This window comes from Limnovirga soli (genome assembly GCF_013106755.1).
GTDB classification, from domain to species: domain Bacteria; phylum Bacteroidota; class Bacteroidia; order Chitinophagales; family Chitinophagaceae; genus Limnovirga; species Limnovirga soli.
The window spans coordinates 140,357-156,261 of record NZ_WHPF01000009.1 but is presented as its reverse complement, the minus strand read 5'-3'; the positions used below and the strand labels follow the sequence as shown (position 1 = coordinate 156,261).

Below are 15,905 nucleotides of genomic sequence, written 5' to 3'. Positions count from 1 at the left end.
GTATGTCTGCCATAACTATTATACCATCGTCGGAGATAAATTACCATCAATGGGATGTTTGTATTGCCCAAAGTAAAAATCCCATGGTATATGCCACCAGCACCTGGCTGCAACAAATGGCCGACAGCTGGCATGGTTTGGTATTAAATAATTACGAAGCCGTAATGCCCGTGGTTTGGAGAAAGAAATTGGGTATCCGCTATTGTTATACTATGCCATTTACACAACAACTTGGTATATATGCCAAACAACTGCAGCCGGGTTTAGAAGAAGAATTTATACAGGCTTTAGAGCAATTTGTGCAGTATGGCGATTATGCATTTAATTATGGCACCACAACAGCAGAGTGGGCAGCAAACGTACACCATAACTACATTTTACCCCTGCAACCTGCTTATGAAATAATCAGTGCAGCATATAGTAAAGATGTGCAGCAGAATATAAAAAAAGCAGCAAAAGAGGACTTGCAATATGCAACAGCATCTTATTCCAATGCTACCCAAATTTTTCAGGAATTATATCATCATAAAACACCACATGTTACCCCGGCAGATTATGATTCATTCAGGCTATTGTGCCATACACTGGATGGCGCAAACCAACTTATTTCGCGGCAGGTTTTAAATGAAAAAAATGAAGTACTGGCCATTGTATTGCTTATACAATATCAAAACAGGATCTATAATATTATGAACAGCACTACAACTGCAGGCAGAAACAGCTCAGCAAATTATTGGCTGTTGGATAATGTATTTAAGGAATTTGCTGCCAGCAATTATGTGTTTGATTTTGAAGGGTCAGACATTCCGGGTATTCAAAGCTTTTACGAAAAATTTGGCGCTGTAAATCAACCTTATAGCAGCATCCATATTAACCGTTTACCATTTCCTTTAAACCTGTTAAAGCGATGATCTTTCTTCTATCATACGCTCTGCCACTACCAAATCAACCGGGCGGGTTATTTTAATGTTATCGTATTCGCCATCGGTTAAAAACACTTCGTTTCCGGCAGCTTCCACCACAGTAGCTTCATCGGTAAAACTTTCCTGATAAGGTTGTTCAAATGCCGGTAAAATAATGCTGCTTAAAAAGGTTTGAGGTGTTTGTATAATACGCACCTGCAGCCTGTCTTCTACCACATGTTTTCCATCTTTTACAATTCTAATACTATCTGTAGCAGCTACTGCCGGCACGGCACTGCCTTTTAGTAAAGCCTGGTTACAGCAACGCTGAATTAAAGGTACACTTACCAGGCACCTAACCCCATCGTGTACAAAAACAATAGATGCTTCCTTTACCAAAGCCAATCCTTTTTTTACTGATTCAAAGCGGGTATTGCCGCCATTGGTCATGGTAATCCTATCTGTATAATTAAAAAGTGCAATTATACCACGGCCCTTGGCAAAATGTGCTTCGGGTAATACCAGAATAATTTGCATATCATCAAAAGCGCGGATAAAAGCATCAATTGTATACCACAATACAGGTTTATCTTTTAGCAGTAAAAATTGTTTTGGTGTGGCATAACCCATTCTTGTACCGGCGCCGCCGGCTACAATAATTGCGTATTTTTTCATGTATTCAAAGAAAAGAAATAAATGCCATCTAACAGCAGGCTGTTTATTTTTTGGTAGCCGGCTGCAGGTACTTTAATTGGGCTTTACTTGCCACGCTCGGTTCAGGGTTCGGGTTTCATGGCAGCAAGGATATCACAAAACTAAAAGCGCATATTCCATACAGTTACAAGTGCACCAGGAACAAACTTATGCAACATAAATAAGACCAATAAATAAGAAAGAATATACTTTAAATAGTTTGGATAGTGCTGATAAATATTCAACCGTACAAGAGTGCGACGCAACTGATGCATCATAGCACCTATATTGCCCGGCCCAACATTTACTTTATAAACTTACCAATTACAGGAAATTGCTGAAACTCTTTACGCTCTATACGAATTACAAAAGCCAAAAACAATAACGTGAATACCACTCCGGTTACCAGGCTGAGTAAAATACTATTACTATACGCAAGAATACCTTTATGCATAAAGAATAGTGCTATTACAATTACGGTATAGGCCAATAGTTTTTTCCAGGCATAGGGCACATAATATTTTTTTTGGCCCCATAAATAACTAATCAGCATCATGCTGGCATAGCAGGCAAAAGTTGCCCAGGCACTGGCTACAAAACTATAGCGGGGTATAAAAAAATAGTTTATTACACAGGTAATTGCCGCACCAATTATAGTAATGGTGGCACCGGCCATGGTATTGTTGGTTACCTTGTACCAGATGCTTAAATTATAATACACACCAAGGCACATATTGGCCAGTACCAGCACGGGCACAATGGCCAGACCATCCCAATACACATCTTTTATAAACCAACGCCAAACGGGAATAAACAGTGTTATTAACAGAAAAACACAACACACAGTAATTACAAAAAATTTCATCACCCTTGCATAGGTTTTTGGAGCATTGCCTTCCTGCGCCTGTTTAAAAAAGAAGGGCTCTGCGCCCAGCCTGAAAGCCTGTATAAACAAAGAAATTAAAATAGATAATTTATAACAGGCATTATAAATGCCAATTTGTTCTTCGCGGTATTGCACGTTGCCAGGCAGCCACCAACGCAACATTAACCTGTCGAATGTTTCATTAATCATACCACCCATGCCGGCAATAATCAGCGGCATAGAATAGAGCATCATTTGTTTCCAAAGGCGGGTATTAAAATTAAAACGGATGGCTTTTATTTCACTGCCCAGCAGCACCAAAGTAAAAACTGCCTGCAGCAGATTTGCCAGCATTACATATACCACCGGATTGGTATTTTTATTATACACCAGCAAAAAAATGCTATTGCTTTTTGGGGTAACATGCTGAGGACAATACACAATAAAAAACCAGGTAAAAAAAATGTTGATGAATATACCTGCAATTTTTATAAAAGCAAATTTGCGGGGCCGGCCTTCCTGCCTTAGGCGGGCAAATGGAATAATACTTAATGCATCAAATGCAATAATAAAAATGCTGATTTGTATGATGGATGGAAAATCTGACAGCCCCACAATATTACCATAAGCCTGTTGATTTATCCATAGTATGGCAGTAAACAAAATAGTGGAAAAAAACAGCGATAATGCAGCGGTGCTATAAATATCTTTCTTATTCTCGTCTTTGGCTGCAAAACGAAAATAGGCCGTTTCAAAGCCGTAAGTAAAAATGATATTAAGAATGGGAATGGCAGAATAAATAAGGCCAATTTTTCCATAATCGCTTTTCTCGGCCAGGTTATAGGTAAGCAGTGGCGTTAACAGGTAATTAATAAACCTTGCCGCAATGCTGCTTAATCCGTACCACATTGTTTGACCGGCCAATTTCTTTATGCTGCTCAATAGTATAAACTTTCAACAAAAATAAAGCTTAGCCATCTGTTATAAAGCACTTTTGCATAATTATATCCTATTTGGCATAAAATGTTTTTGGGTAGTTAGGAAACCGGGGTTACCCTTAATTTTCAATTTTATTTTTTGTAGCTTTTTGTATTATCTTTCATTTAAAACAAGCTTTATGAGAACAAAACTGTTACCGGTGTTTATTTTATTACTGGCAACCAGGGTTTCTTTTGCGCAAACAGATAGCCGGGTAATGATTGATACCATTAACCAGCCAGCCATTTATATGGAAGTTAACATGACCGAAGGCACGGTGAAAGATGCCCTTGATTATTATTTTGACAGTATGCATATTGCCAAAGAAAAAGGCAAAGGTTTTTTAATAAAAAAAGGGTTGCCCTATGTATTGTTTAAGCGGGCCAAAGTAGATTATATGCAGGAATACCTGGATTTTTATTTTGTAGTGGACAGCAAAAAACAAAAAGGTACCGATGCCGCTACCATATATATTGCCGCTGCTACTGGCTATAATACCTTTATTACACCCGATAGCAAACAATGGAGCGGACTGAAAAAATTTGCGGATTTTTTACGCACCAACGCCTTTGAAAAATACAACGTGTTGCAATCTATAAACGATTTAACCAAGCAATTAGATAAGCAAAGAAAAAAACTGGCAGATATTCTTAAACAAAAACTGGAAACAGAAAACAGCATTATAAGCGACTCTACAAGAATGGTTGGCTTGCAGGATATGCTGATTAAATTACAAAACAGAAATTAATACCTGCATTGCGTGAGGGATTGCAGTGTAAAGCCCACAGGCGCAAACGCCGCCCCGGCAATTGCGCCGAGGACTTGCAGCGAAAAGCCCGACCCGCAGGGGCACGCCCAACACAATTTTATAAATACAGCGAAATAGTTTTTTGAGCCTGGCAATGCAATACAAATAAGGCTTTACTTGCGTCGCACACTTGTACGGCGGTAATTGCACGCAGGTGTAAACAGCCAGAAGATATATTTATGATTTAATTCAGGCAAAAAAAAGGCCGGCATTCATTGTAGAATGCCGGCCTTTTAGATATATATTACTTACTTAGAACTTGAAAGTAAGAGTTGCATTAAACGTGGTGCCTAACTGGCTAAAATGAGAACCATTATAACCAAGTATACGGTACCGGCCACTGAAACATAAGAAACCTTCTAACAGGTTTTTAGCTTCAGGATCATCTAAAACTGCTTGTCCATCAGCATTTAAAGCTTCCAATTTCCACTCGGGCAATACATTAAAAATATTGTTTACGGTAAAATTAGCTGCTACTTTGCTGGAGAAATTATAGCCAATATTTAAATCAGTAACTACTTTAGGAATAAATGCCTGTCTGATATTTTCCATATCAGAACCGCCATTATCCAAATCGCGGAAATAGTTAGGACCAAACAAGGTATTATTCAGGTTAAAATTCCATTTGCTAACATTATAATCAACACCGCCAATAAATTTATATACTGGTCTGCTTTCGGTTAACAAAGATTTGATTTGGGTATTTAAGATAGAAGAACCACCATCTTTGATAGCCTGAGGATCCTGAGGGCTACCCAGAATTTTATTGGCAAGGTTATAATTACCTGCCAGGTTTAACACCATTTTGCCCTTACCAACATTGATATTTTTATAACTGGCCACAAAGTCTAAACCCTGTGTATTTGTTTTAATACCATTGATAAAGAACTGAATGTTTTTAACACCTGCAGCAGTAAGTATTTGGCCCAGCTGGCTGTTAGGATCGCTGGAAGAAATAGAAGAACTATATACAATCCTGTCCTTAATGGTGATATTATAATAGTCTAAAGTAAAGCTGAAATCTTTAGATACTTTAACACCAAGACCTACGGTGTAGTTTTCAGATTTTTCGGGCTTAAGTGCCGGAATACCTAAAGCAAAAGCCTGTTTGCTGGTATTATTAAACAAGCCTGATAACTGAATGGTACCACCCACAAAAGAAGCTTGTGTAGACTGTGCATAGATTTGATGTAAGGTAGGTGCCCGGAAACCGGTTGAGGCAGAACCCCTTAATACCAGATTGTCTCCTGAAAGTTTTAAACGGGAAGATAATTTCCATACAAAAGCACTACCAAAATCGCTATACTTTTCGCCCCTTACGGTACCGTTTACCATAAAGGCTTTAGATAAATCCCAGCTGGCATCCAGATAAGCACCCATATTAAAACGGGTGTTAATGCTTGCATTTTCCTGGCGTATACCAGGGAATGAGTTGGCACCTTCACCAGAATATGATGCGGTATCGCCGGCAATAATTTTATAGGTTTCTTTTCTAACCTCTGTACCAAAACCTATGGCAAAATTATCAGTAACACTTTTAGAAACGTCTATGTTTCCAATAACATTACTAAAGTTGAAACCACCCGGTTTAAATGAGGTTGGACTGGCAGTACCCAACGATCTGTTCAAGGTATTATTTACTGCATACAACTGTTGGTTACCACCAACAGTAATGCTGATATCCTGTTTCCAGCCATTGTTTACATTTTTAATACCAACAGTTGCATTATAATCGTTCAGGTCGCCCTCAAAAGTGGGCTCGTAACCAATATATTCAGTTCCTGCCGGGTGTAGTAAACCAAGATCACTTCTCCAATAAGGCGTTCTATAGTTGGCATTACTAAATACTTTTTTGGCAACATAGGCAGCATTACTGTAAAACTGGGCGTTCTCTCCAATTGGAATACCCAGGTTATAAACAAACTTGGCAGCGGTGGTTGCACCGGTTCCGTTTTCATTATTGGCTGTTGGGTATTTTGCCAGATAATCTTTTATCTGCTGATCAGTTTGTGCATCCCCACCAAAAGTGGCAATTTCAGTTGGTACATCTACAATACCAGAACGGATAGCATTGTCTTGCTGATTAAATGCCACTGTATAATTAATAAACCCTTTGCCGGCAAAATTGCTACCGCTGTTAAAAGAAACGCCATAAGTACCGCCATCGCCGCTGCTGGTACCGCCACCGCTGATATTTAAGGAGCTGTATTGGTATCTGTCTTTTAAAATTACATTCATAACACCTGCAATCGCATCAGAACCATATTGGGCAGAAGCACCATCACGTAAAATTTCTACGCTTTTAATGGCATCTACAGGTATGGCAGAAAGATCTGAACCCGTTTCACCTCTACCAGGTGAAAACTGCACGTATAATAAAGAACTTAAGTTTTTCCTTTTACCATTAACCAATATCAAGGTACGGCTTGGGCCGAGGTTCCTGATTTCATATGGGTCTAGTAGTGTGGTAGCATCATTTACCGGTGTGTTTACGGTATTAAAAGAAGGTACCCTGTATTGTAATGTTTTATCAAACGTCTGCTGGCCCGTAGTTTTTAGGGAAGCTGCATCAATATTATCTACCGGTAAAGCGGTGGTAACAGAAGATCTTGGCATGGAACGGGTACCAACTACCATAATATCCTGCAGATTCTGGTTGCTTTCCAGCATAATAATATCAATCACTTTCTTTTGGCCATTGGTAAGGGTAAAATTTACAGATTGTGCTGCAAATCCTATATTCGAAAAGGTGATGGTATAGGTTCCGGCCGGAACGCTAAATTCATATTTACCATCTTTGTCGGTAGTGGTACCGCCTCCTTTTGTAATTACTACGCTAACATTTTCGATAGGCTTTCCGTTTGCCGTTACGGTACCGCTAACGGTACCCTGAGCATGCACTAATACTGGTGCAAGGAATAGCATTGCCAAAAATGCAATAACAGATGTAAGTTTTGTCATAATTGATTGTTTGGTGAATAAAAGCAGTTATGGTGTTAAATGTACGCATTAAACTATTGAGTTAACACAGTGTTAAATTAAAATTAAATAATTATAACCAAGCAAAGAATCAGGTAGGGTGTTATGTCCGATTTACTTTGAATACATTCAACATTACCATATATATGGAAAATATTGCCCAATTTTTTCATCATTTTTTAATGTTCCCACATTTTTATGATGGCACTGAAATATATTCGCTGATATAGATATTCAGTTAAGATTTGGTTTGCTGGGCTAAAAAAGCAGCTACCTTGGTCGTGTAAAACATATAAATTCTAACGCATGTCTCGTTTTTTTATTCATCCCGATATTGCCAACGCAAAAACCATTTCAACTGAGTTTTATACAAGCGTCGATTGCTTTCAAGCATCCAAAGAAAAAATATTTGCCCGTACCTGGCAATTTGCAGGCGATAGCCAACAGGTTGGCAACCCGGGTGCCGCACACCCCTTTGTACTACTCCCCGGCTATATAGATGAGCCATTATTACTTACCAAAGACAAAGCCGGTGAACTTAAGTGTATTAGTAATGTTTGTACCCACAGGGGCAATTTAATGGTGAATGAACCTTGTAATATTGCCCAACTACGCTGTAAATACCATGGCAGATTATTTAACCTGGATGGCAGTTTTATTTCTATGCCAGAGTTTAAAGAGGTAAATGATTTTCCTACTGTAGCTGATAACCTAACCCAACTGCCCTTATTTAACTGGGGTAGCCTATTGTTCACCAGTTTACAACAATCATTAACCCAGGAGGCTTTTTTTGCAGATATGATGCAACGTATTGATTGGTTTCCTATTGATAAGCTGGTGTTTCGGGAGGATCTTTCACGGGATTTTATGGTAAAGGCCAATTGGGCTTTGTATTGTGAAAATTATTTGGAAGGTTTTCATATTCCCTTTGTACATGCAGGACTGAACGCTGTATTGGATTTTGGAGAATATACCACAGAAATTTTCAGGTATAGTAACCTGCAATTGGGTATTGGCAAAAAGGGCGATGTATGTTTTGAACTGCCAGCTACTTCACCGGATTATGGTAAAGAGGTAGCCGCTTATTATTTCTGGGTATTCCCCAATATGATGTTTAATTTTTACCCCTGGGGCTTATCGCTGAATATTGTGCAGCCGGTAGGTATTAGCGAAACCAAAGTGAGTTTTCTTACCTATGTTAGTGATGCGTCTAAACTAAATACCGGTGCCGGTAGTGGATTGGATACCGTTGAAATGGAAGATGAGGAAGTGGTAGAACAGGTACAAATTGGGGTGCGTTCACGGTTTTATAAACATGGCCGCTACTCAGTAAAACATGAAAAAGGTACACACCATTTTCATTCTTTAATTGCCAGCTTTATGGAACAATAAAACTACCGGTGTTTGTATTTTTATTGGTTGCCATATAGGCAACAGTACAAGAGTGCGACGCAAGTAAAGTTGCCTGCAGCTATACTGCCTGGCTCAAAAAAAACAACTATCATTTTACATTTTGTTTATGAAAAAACAGTTTATTTTTTTGGTATTTACATGCATTTTTTTTGTTGCAAACACACAACAATCCTTTGCGCAATTGGCATCGGGGAAGATGATACACTATGAACAATTTTCTTCTGTTTATCTGGAACCCCGCAATGTAGATGTATGGCTACCAGATGGCTATACTTCCCAAAAAAAATATGCCGTTTTATATATGCACGATGGGCAAATGCTTTTTGATTCTACCACCACCTGGAACCACAAAGAATGGGGTGTGGATGAGACCTTTGGCCAGCTAATGCAACAACATCTAATAAAAAATTGCATAGTAGTTGCGGTATATAATTCAGGCAAAAACAGGCACTCCGATTATTTTCCGCAAAAACCTTTTGAAGCTTTGCCTGCCGCCTATAGAGACTCGCTGCTTACACAGGCAAAACGCAATAAAGAAACCGCTTTATTTGGCACCGTCGTACAATCAGACAATTACCTGCGCTTTTTGGTAAAAGAGCTAAAACCCTTTATAGACAGTGCTTTTGCCACCTTATCCAACCGAAGCAACACTTTTATTGCAGGCTCTAGTATGGGTGGTTTAATTTCTATGTATGCTATTTGCGAGTATCCTGAAGTATTTGGCGGTGCTGCCTGTTTATCCACCCATTGGCCAGGCATTTTTAGCACCGAAAACAATCCCATACCCAATGCATTTTTACACTATTTGCAGCAGCACCTTCCATCGCCAAAAACACATAAGATTTATTTTGATTATGGCAGTGCCACATTGGATAGCATGTACAAACCCTATCAGCAACAAGCAGATATTATAATGAAAGCCGGAGGCTATTCATCTAAGAATTGGATGACCCGGGAATTTACAGGCGAGAATCATTCAGAAACAGCCTGGGCCAAAAGATTTTATATACCAATCACTTTTTTATTGGGCAACAAAAGCGCTAAATAATAATTTTATATGGGCCAGGCAACCTATAAACTATGTAGCTTTACTTGCGTCGCACACTTGTACAACAACAATGCTATTCAACAAAAACCAGTAACGCAAAAACTATCATTTATTACCATTGTATTTCATTTTTAAAATAGTTGTATGTTCAAAAAAATATGTTTTGTATTCATCCTATCAATCAGCTTGCATACTTTAATGGCACAGGAAAATACCCCATTTACAAAACCACCGGAATGGAGCAAACAAGCCATCTGGTATCAGATATTTGTAGAGCGTTTTAATAACGGCGATCCTACTAACGATCCTAAAAGGGAGAATATCAGCATTCCTACAGAAAATATCGTTCCCGATAATTGGGCAGTTACCCCATGGACCATGGAATGGTATGGCCACGATACCTGGGAAAAAGACAAACCTTTTCAGGAAACAGTACAATACCGCCGGTATGGCGGCGATTTACAGGGCGTGATCAATAAACTGGATTATCTGCAAAACCTGGGCGTAAATGCACTGTTTATTAATCCGCTAAACGATGCGCCCTCGCTGCATAAATACGATGCCCGCAACTACCACCATATTGATGTAAATTTTGGCCCCGACCCCATAGGTGATAATAAAATAATAGCCGCCGAAAACCCCGTTGATCCTGCAACATGGCAGTGGACAGCAGCCGATAAATTATTTCTGCAATTAGTGCAGGAAGTACACAAACGGGGCATGAAAATAATTATGGATTATTCCTGGAATCATACCGGTATCCTGTTCTGGGCCTGGCAGGATATTTTAAAACATCAACAGCAATCACCTTATAAAGATTGGTATTCCATCAATAGTTTTGACGATCCTGCTACACCACAAAATGAATTTTCATATACCGGCTGGCTCAATATTCCCAGCCTGCCCGAATGGAAAAAAGTAGATATCACCACCCCAAAAGTGAATGGTTTCCCCTACGAAGGCAATATCAATAGCGGAGCTAAAAAACACATTTTCGATGTTACCAAACGCTGGCTATCGCCCAATGGTATTACCGCAAATGGTATTGACGGTTTTCGCTTAGATGTGGCCGACCAAATTGGAATGGGCTTTTGGAGAGATTTTAGAACCTATGTACGTGGCATTCAGCCCAATGCCTATTTAATTGGCGAAATATGGTGGGAAAGCTGGCCAGATCATTTAATGGACCCCACCCCTTATACCAAAGGCGATGTATTTGATGCCGTTATGTTTTACCAGGCTTACCGCCCTGCCCGGTATTTCTTTGCCAAAACCAGTTACGAAATTGATGCAGCTCAGTTTAAAGACAGCCTTGAATTTCAATGGAACCGCCTTATAAAAGACAACCGGTATGCCATGATGAATGTGTCTTCCACCCACGATGCCCCCAGGCTGCTCAGCGATTTCTATAATACCAATAAATACAAATACAACGCCACTCCCAATAGCGATGCCGCCTATAAAACCGGCAAGCCAGATGCAGAAACCTATACCCGTTTACGTCTTTATCTGGTGCATTTATTTACCACGGTTGGTGCACCGCAAATATGGAATGGCGAAGAAATGGGCATGTGGGGCGGCGATGATCCACACCCCCGCAAACCCTTATGGTGGAAGGAATATAGCTTTCAGCCAGAAAACAGAAACAATTTTCAACCTGGCCCGGCGGTGTACGATAAAGTAGGTTTTAACCAGCAACAGTTTGATTGGTATAAAAAGTTAACTGCCATTCGTGCCAATAACCCTGTACTTAGCAATGGTGATATTGCATTTCTTACTGCCAGCGGTAAAATGCTCTCGTACAAAAGGTATAATGACACCGATGAAATAATTGTGTTGTTTAATCTGGAGAAAAGCACAAAAACATTTACGTTGCCTGCCAAAGCCACTTATTTAAACCTGTTAACCAATAAAACAATAAGCGGCAACAGTTGTAGCCTTCCAACTTTAAGCAGTGCGGTGTTAAAAAAAATACAGTAAAACAGCCGTTTTATTAGCCTGGCGCCGGTACAAGCATGCAGCTTTACTTGCCACGCTCGGTTCAGGGTTCGGATTATATGGCAGCAAAAAAACATAAAACAACGACGAATACTTACCTTACGGCATTGTAAAAAGAGGAAATATGACTACACAGGCAGAACAAACTTATCTTGAAGCAGAAGCAGATATTCGCAACAGCAATTATCATGAAGCTTTTCAAAAATATGAATCCATTTTATACGAGGAGCCGGGCTTTGCACCAGCACACAATTCATTAGGCTGGATTTTTAGAACACAGTTTGATAATTATGAAAAAGCCGAAATGCATTTAAAAGCAGCTATTCAGGCAGACCCGCTGTATCCGCACCCGTATTTTCACCTGGCAGGCTTATATATTGATCTTGAAAAATTTGATGAGCTAAAAAGCCTGCTTGATAAAAGCTTAACCATTGTTACCATAGATAAGGCATGGGTATATTACCGTTTTGGCATGATGCAGGAAATTCAAAGCCAATACGACTCGGCCATTGCATTTTATAAAAAAGCCATCATCAACAGTATTAGTAACGATAAAATAAAAGATTATCAGGCAGATATAGAAAGATGCACCACCAAACAAAGCATACTTCAGGAGCAAAATACAGAAAAAGAAAAGAGTTAGCGTTGGCTAACTCTTTTTCATTTCTTAGGGTTGTTTATATTATTTTGCCATAAACAAAACAACACAGGTTAGTATTACTATACTTTCAATAATGGCGGCAGCAAACATAAGAGGCAAGGTATATTTAGGAGGTTTTGCAGCCAGCATAGCTACCCATAAGGGTACATTAGCGCTAACTGAAAGCATCCAAAAAGCAATATTATTTTCACCGGCTGCAACTATGGCAAAAGCTGCCAATGGAAACATGCAACCTAAACTAATCAGCAATTCTATTTTAACCCACAATGGTTGCCTACACTCCTGAATTTCCATCCATTTGTACATCCTGTTATACCAATTCGTATTATTATGCGATCTTAAAATACCTTCTTCCGGCAGTGCACCTTCTTTAAAAGTAGCCGAATCTTTTATGGTGATTAAATAAGATCGCATGTGGAAGAAATTGCTACTACAAAGTTGACATAGCTTTATTGCATAAAATATGATACTCGTCAGCTTTACAGCACTCTCTCATCATTATGTCGCTTATTTTATTACTTCACAGGCAACTGCACCTGTTTTAGAATAACATGTAAAATCTAATCAATTTTTTGCAAACCTTGTATCCTACTCACCAATCACCACTCATCAATCACCACTCACCATTCCCCGCTCATCCAAATGCTAATCTACCTCCTTCCCAAGCGAAGCAGTAAAAAGTTTAAACCAGTCTTCTCTTCTCAATAAAATATTCCTGGCTTCTTTTGCCTGCACCAAACGGGCCACTTTAGTAGTGCCTATTACTGGCAAAATCCCTGAAGGGTGTGAAAGCAAAAATGCAATCAGAATTTGGTTTACCCCTGTTTGATAGATTTCAGCCAATTCTGATGCACAGGTAGCAATGCGTTGAAAACGCGGACTTTCCTCCTCATTTAATATACCCCCGCCCAATGGAGACCAGGCCATAGGAATAATGCTGTGTTGCAAACAATGATCCAGCATACCATTAGTAAAGGGCGGTAAATGCAACAAGGAAATTTCGAGTTGGTTAATCTCAACAGGTATATATTTCCGCAATATATCTACCTGGTGGGGATAAAAATTCGACACGCCAAAATGCAATATTTTGCCCTGAATTTTTAACAGGTGAATGGCTTCTGCCACTTCCTCCGGCTGCATCAATGGGTCGGGCCGGTGAATTAAAAATACATCCAGATAATCTGTATGAAACTGCTGTAATGATCTTTCGGCAGATGCGATAATATGTTCTTTACTGGTATTATAACTTTTTACCTGGTGGTGCGGCCTTTTGTGCGACATCATTTGTATGCCGCATTTGGTTATCAGCTGCATTTTAAACCTAAGCGAAGGCTGTTCTGCCAATGCAGCACCAAAATCGCCTTCGGTGGTGTAATCGCCATAAATATCTGCATGGTCAAAGCTACTGATGCCTTGTTCCAAACAGGCATTGATAATATCAAGATAATCCGCAGTACTAAAATTAGCACCCCAGGCGCCCCAGCGCATGCATCCGGCTATAGGAGATGAAACTTGCAACATAGGGTGAATTTAAAAATAATAATTCAAACACCAAACAACCTGCATAATTGGCTGTTTGCCTTGCTGCCATGAAACCGGAACCCCGAACCGAGCGTGGCAAGTAAAGCCACATGATTAACCAATTGCCGGCTACCAAAAAATGAAATAGCTTTTACCATTTCTATCTACTAATACCAAACTGTTGTATATTGATGTTTAATATAACTTTTATGAAAAGATTGATATCGCTTGGCACATCCATTCTTTTTATGTGCATTACCTGTTTTGTTGTACAGGCACAAACAAGAGTTAGCTATACCCGCCACGAAGCCATGATTCCCATGCGCGACGGCATTAAATTATTCACGGTATATTTTACGCCAGATAATATTAGCACGCCTGTGCCCATTCTTATTCAAAGGACGCCATATGGTAGCCAGGATATGCAAAACCCCAACAATAACAGCTACCTGAAAGATATGGCCGCCGAAGGCTACATTTTTGTTACACAGGATATACGTGGCCGCTACCGAAGCGAAGGGCAATTTGAAATGAACCGCCCCGTATTGGATAAACCCAATACAGTGGATGAAAGCACCGATACCTACGATGCTGTGGAATGGATGATTCATAATATACCCAGCAATAATGGCAAAGTGGGACAACTGGGTATTTCGTATCCTGGTTGGACCACATTAGCAGCCGCTTCACGCCCACACCCTGCCATGAAAGCCGCCAGCGAACAAGCTACCATGAGCGACCTGTTTTTGGGCGACGATTTTCACCATAACGGGGCTTTTAGATTATCCTATGCTTTTGATTATGCCTTTATGGAAGAAGCCTCTAAAACAGACACTTTATTCCCTTTTGACCATTATGACCAATACGAATGGTTTTTAAAAATGGGGCCTTTGTCTAATGCCAACGACAAATATTTTCATAATAAACTGCCCAGCTGGAATGCATTTATGGAGCACCCTGATTACGATGCTTACTGGCAATATAAATCGCCATTGCGTTATGTAGATTACCCACGCATACCCATGTTGCATGTGGGTGGGGTGTGGGACCAGGAAGATATGATGGGCCCGCAGCTGATGTATAAAAAAATGGAAAAACTGGATAGCAACAACCGCAATTTTATTTGCATTGGCCCCTGGAACCATGGCCAATGGGCCGGTGGCAATGTTACCCATCTTGGTTCCTACGAAATGGGCAGTAATACCGCCGCCTATTTTCAAAAAAATATTCAAAAAAAATGGTTTGATTATTACCTGAAAGGCATTGGCGACGGCAATTTTGCTGAAGCTACCATTTTTCAAACCGGTAGCAATGAATGGAAAACCTATAGCACCTGGCCACCCAAAGAAGCAACCAATAACAAATTATATATCAGCGATAATGGCGGAATAAGTTTTACCAAACCGGCCACAGCGAGTGCGACAGCATTTGATAGTTATGTTAGCGATCCTAAAAAACCGGTACCTTACCGCGCCAGGCCTATTGAGCAAACCTATGGCCCCGGCAGCCATTGGTACAACTGGCATGTTGCCGACCAGCGTTTTGTAGATGGCCGGCCAGATGTATTAACCTGGAAAAGCGAAGCCTTAACCAACGATGTAACAGTTACCGGTAATATTATTGCCCATCTGTTTGCCAGTACAACCGGCTCTGATGCTGATTGGGTGGTAAAGCTAATTGATGTTTACCCAGATCAGGATGCAGCTAACCCAAACATGAGTGGTTATGAGCTAATGATTGCCAACGAGGTATTCAGGGGGCGCTACCGCACCAGTTTTCAAAAACCTGCTGCCATTACGCCCAATAAGGTGGAAGAATATACCATTGATCTGCACCAGGCCAACCATACTTTTTTAAAGGGGCACCGCATTATGGTGCAGGTACAAAGCAGCTGGTTTCCTATTATTGATATGAACCCGCAAAAATTTGTGCCCAGTATTTATAAAGCCAAAGCCGGCGATTACCAGAAAGCTACCCAAAAAATATACAGAAATAACCAGTTTGCTACTTATATAGAATTTCCTCAAATACAATAAATA

At 39.9% G+C, this 15,905-nt stretch carries 12 protein-coding genes; 7 read left to right on the top strand and 5 right to left on the bottom strand.

The annotated features are described in order from the left end of the window. Positions 1 to 2 precede the first annotated feature (2 nt). Positions 3 to 911 (top strand): hypothetical protein, encoded by a 909-nt coding sequence (locus GD597_RS13885; RefSeq protein WP_171608478.1) that lies wholly within the window; start codon positions 3 to 5, stop codon positions 909 to 911. Here GD597_RS13885 and GD597_RS13880 read toward each other — a convergent pair. Further along, complete coding sequence (locus tag GD597_RS13880) at positions 900 to 1,577, bottom strand: 2-C-methyl-D-erythritol 4-phosphate cytidylyltransferase (protein ID WP_171608477.1); 678 nt, start codon at positions 1,575 to 1,577, stop codon at positions 900 to 902. The two genes, GD597_RS13885 and GD597_RS13880, sit on opposite strands and share 12 nt — an antisense overlap. 322 nt (positions 1,578 to 1,899) lie before the next feature. Next, entirely contained in the window at positions 1,900 to 3,369 is a 1,470-nt protein-coding gene (locus GD597_RS13875) for an oligosaccharide flippase family protein (RefSeq protein WP_171608476.1), read from the bottom strand. Positions 3,370 to 3,577: 208 nt separating this feature from the next. Between GD597_RS13875 and GD597_RS13870 the strand changes: the two genes are divergently transcribed. Further along, positions 3,578 to 4,186, top strand: coding sequence for a hypothetical protein (locus tag GD597_RS13870; protein WP_171608475.1), 609 nt, complete (start codon positions 3,578 to 3,580; stop codon positions 4,184 to 4,186). Between the two features lie 312 nt (positions 4,187 to 4,498). Here the strand turns inward: GD597_RS13870 and GD597_RS13865 are convergent, their stop codons facing one another. Continuing rightward, a complete protein-coding gene (locus tag GD597_RS13865) occupies positions 4,499 to 7,207 on the bottom strand; it encodes a TonB-dependent receptor (protein WP_171608474.1) in 2,709 nt (902 codons plus the stop codon). A gap of 324 nt (positions 7,208 to 7,531) precedes the next feature. On the opposite strand from GD597_RS13865, the gene GD597_RS13860 reads away from it, so the two are divergent. The 4 genes from GD597_RS13860 to GD597_RS13845 all read left to right on the top strand — a co-directional run bounded on the left by GD597_RS13860 (position 7,532) and on the right by GD597_RS13845 (position 12,327). Next, entirely contained in the window at positions 7,532 to 8,617 is a 1,086-nt protein-coding gene (locus tag GD597_RS13860) for an aromatic ring-hydroxylating oxygenase subunit alpha (protein ID WP_171608473.1), read from the top strand. A gap of 127 nt (positions 8,618 to 8,744) precedes the next feature. Next, positions 8,745 to 9,686 carry an alpha/beta hydrolase gene (locus tag GD597_RS13855; RefSeq protein WP_171608472.1) on the top strand — a complete coding sequence of 314 codons (942 nt, stop codon included), beginning with the start codon at positions 8,745 to 8,747 and terminating at the stop codon, positions 9,684 to 9,686. A gap of 144 nt (positions 9,687 to 9,830) precedes the next feature. Continuing rightward, on the top strand, positions 9,831 to 11,666 hold the full coding sequence (locus GD597_RS13850) for an alpha-amylase family glycosyl hydrolase (RefSeq protein WP_171608471.1): 1,836 nt from the start codon (positions 9,831 to 9,833) through the stop codon (positions 11,664 to 11,666). A 142-nt stretch (positions 11,667 to 11,808) separates the two neighbouring features. Beyond that, the gene (locus GD597_RS13845; RefSeq protein WP_171608470.1) at positions 11,809 to 12,327 is read left to right on the top strand and encodes a hypothetical protein; all 519 of its coding nucleotides are present in this window, start codon (positions 11,809 to 11,811) and stop codon (positions 12,325 to 12,327) included. A 39-nt stretch (positions 12,328 to 12,366) separates the two neighbouring features. Here GD597_RS13845 and GD597_RS13840 read toward each other — a convergent pair whose 3' ends face one another. Further along, the gene (locus GD597_RS13840) at positions 12,367 to 12,759 is read right to left on the bottom strand and encodes a hypothetical protein (protein ID WP_171608469.1); all 393 of its coding nucleotides are present in this window, start codon (positions 12,757 to 12,759) and stop codon (positions 12,367 to 12,369) included. A gap of 231 nt (positions 12,760 to 12,990) precedes the next feature. Next, positions 12,991 to 13,866 carry an aldo/keto reductase gene (locus GD597_RS13835; protein ID WP_171608468.1) on the bottom strand — a complete coding sequence of 292 codons (876 nt, stop codon included), beginning with the start codon at positions 13,864 to 13,866 and terminating at the stop codon, positions 12,991 to 12,993. A gap of 209 nt (positions 13,867 to 14,075) precedes the next feature. Here GD597_RS13835 and GD597_RS13830 point away from each other — a divergent pair, with 209 nt between their 5' ends. Further along, the gene (locus GD597_RS13830; protein WP_171608467.1) at positions 14,076 to 15,902 is read left to right on the top strand and encodes a CocE/NonD family hydrolase; all 1,827 of its coding nucleotides are present in this window, start codon (positions 14,076 to 14,078) and stop codon (positions 15,900 to 15,902) included. Positions 15,903 to 15,905: the final 3 nt, after the last annotated feature.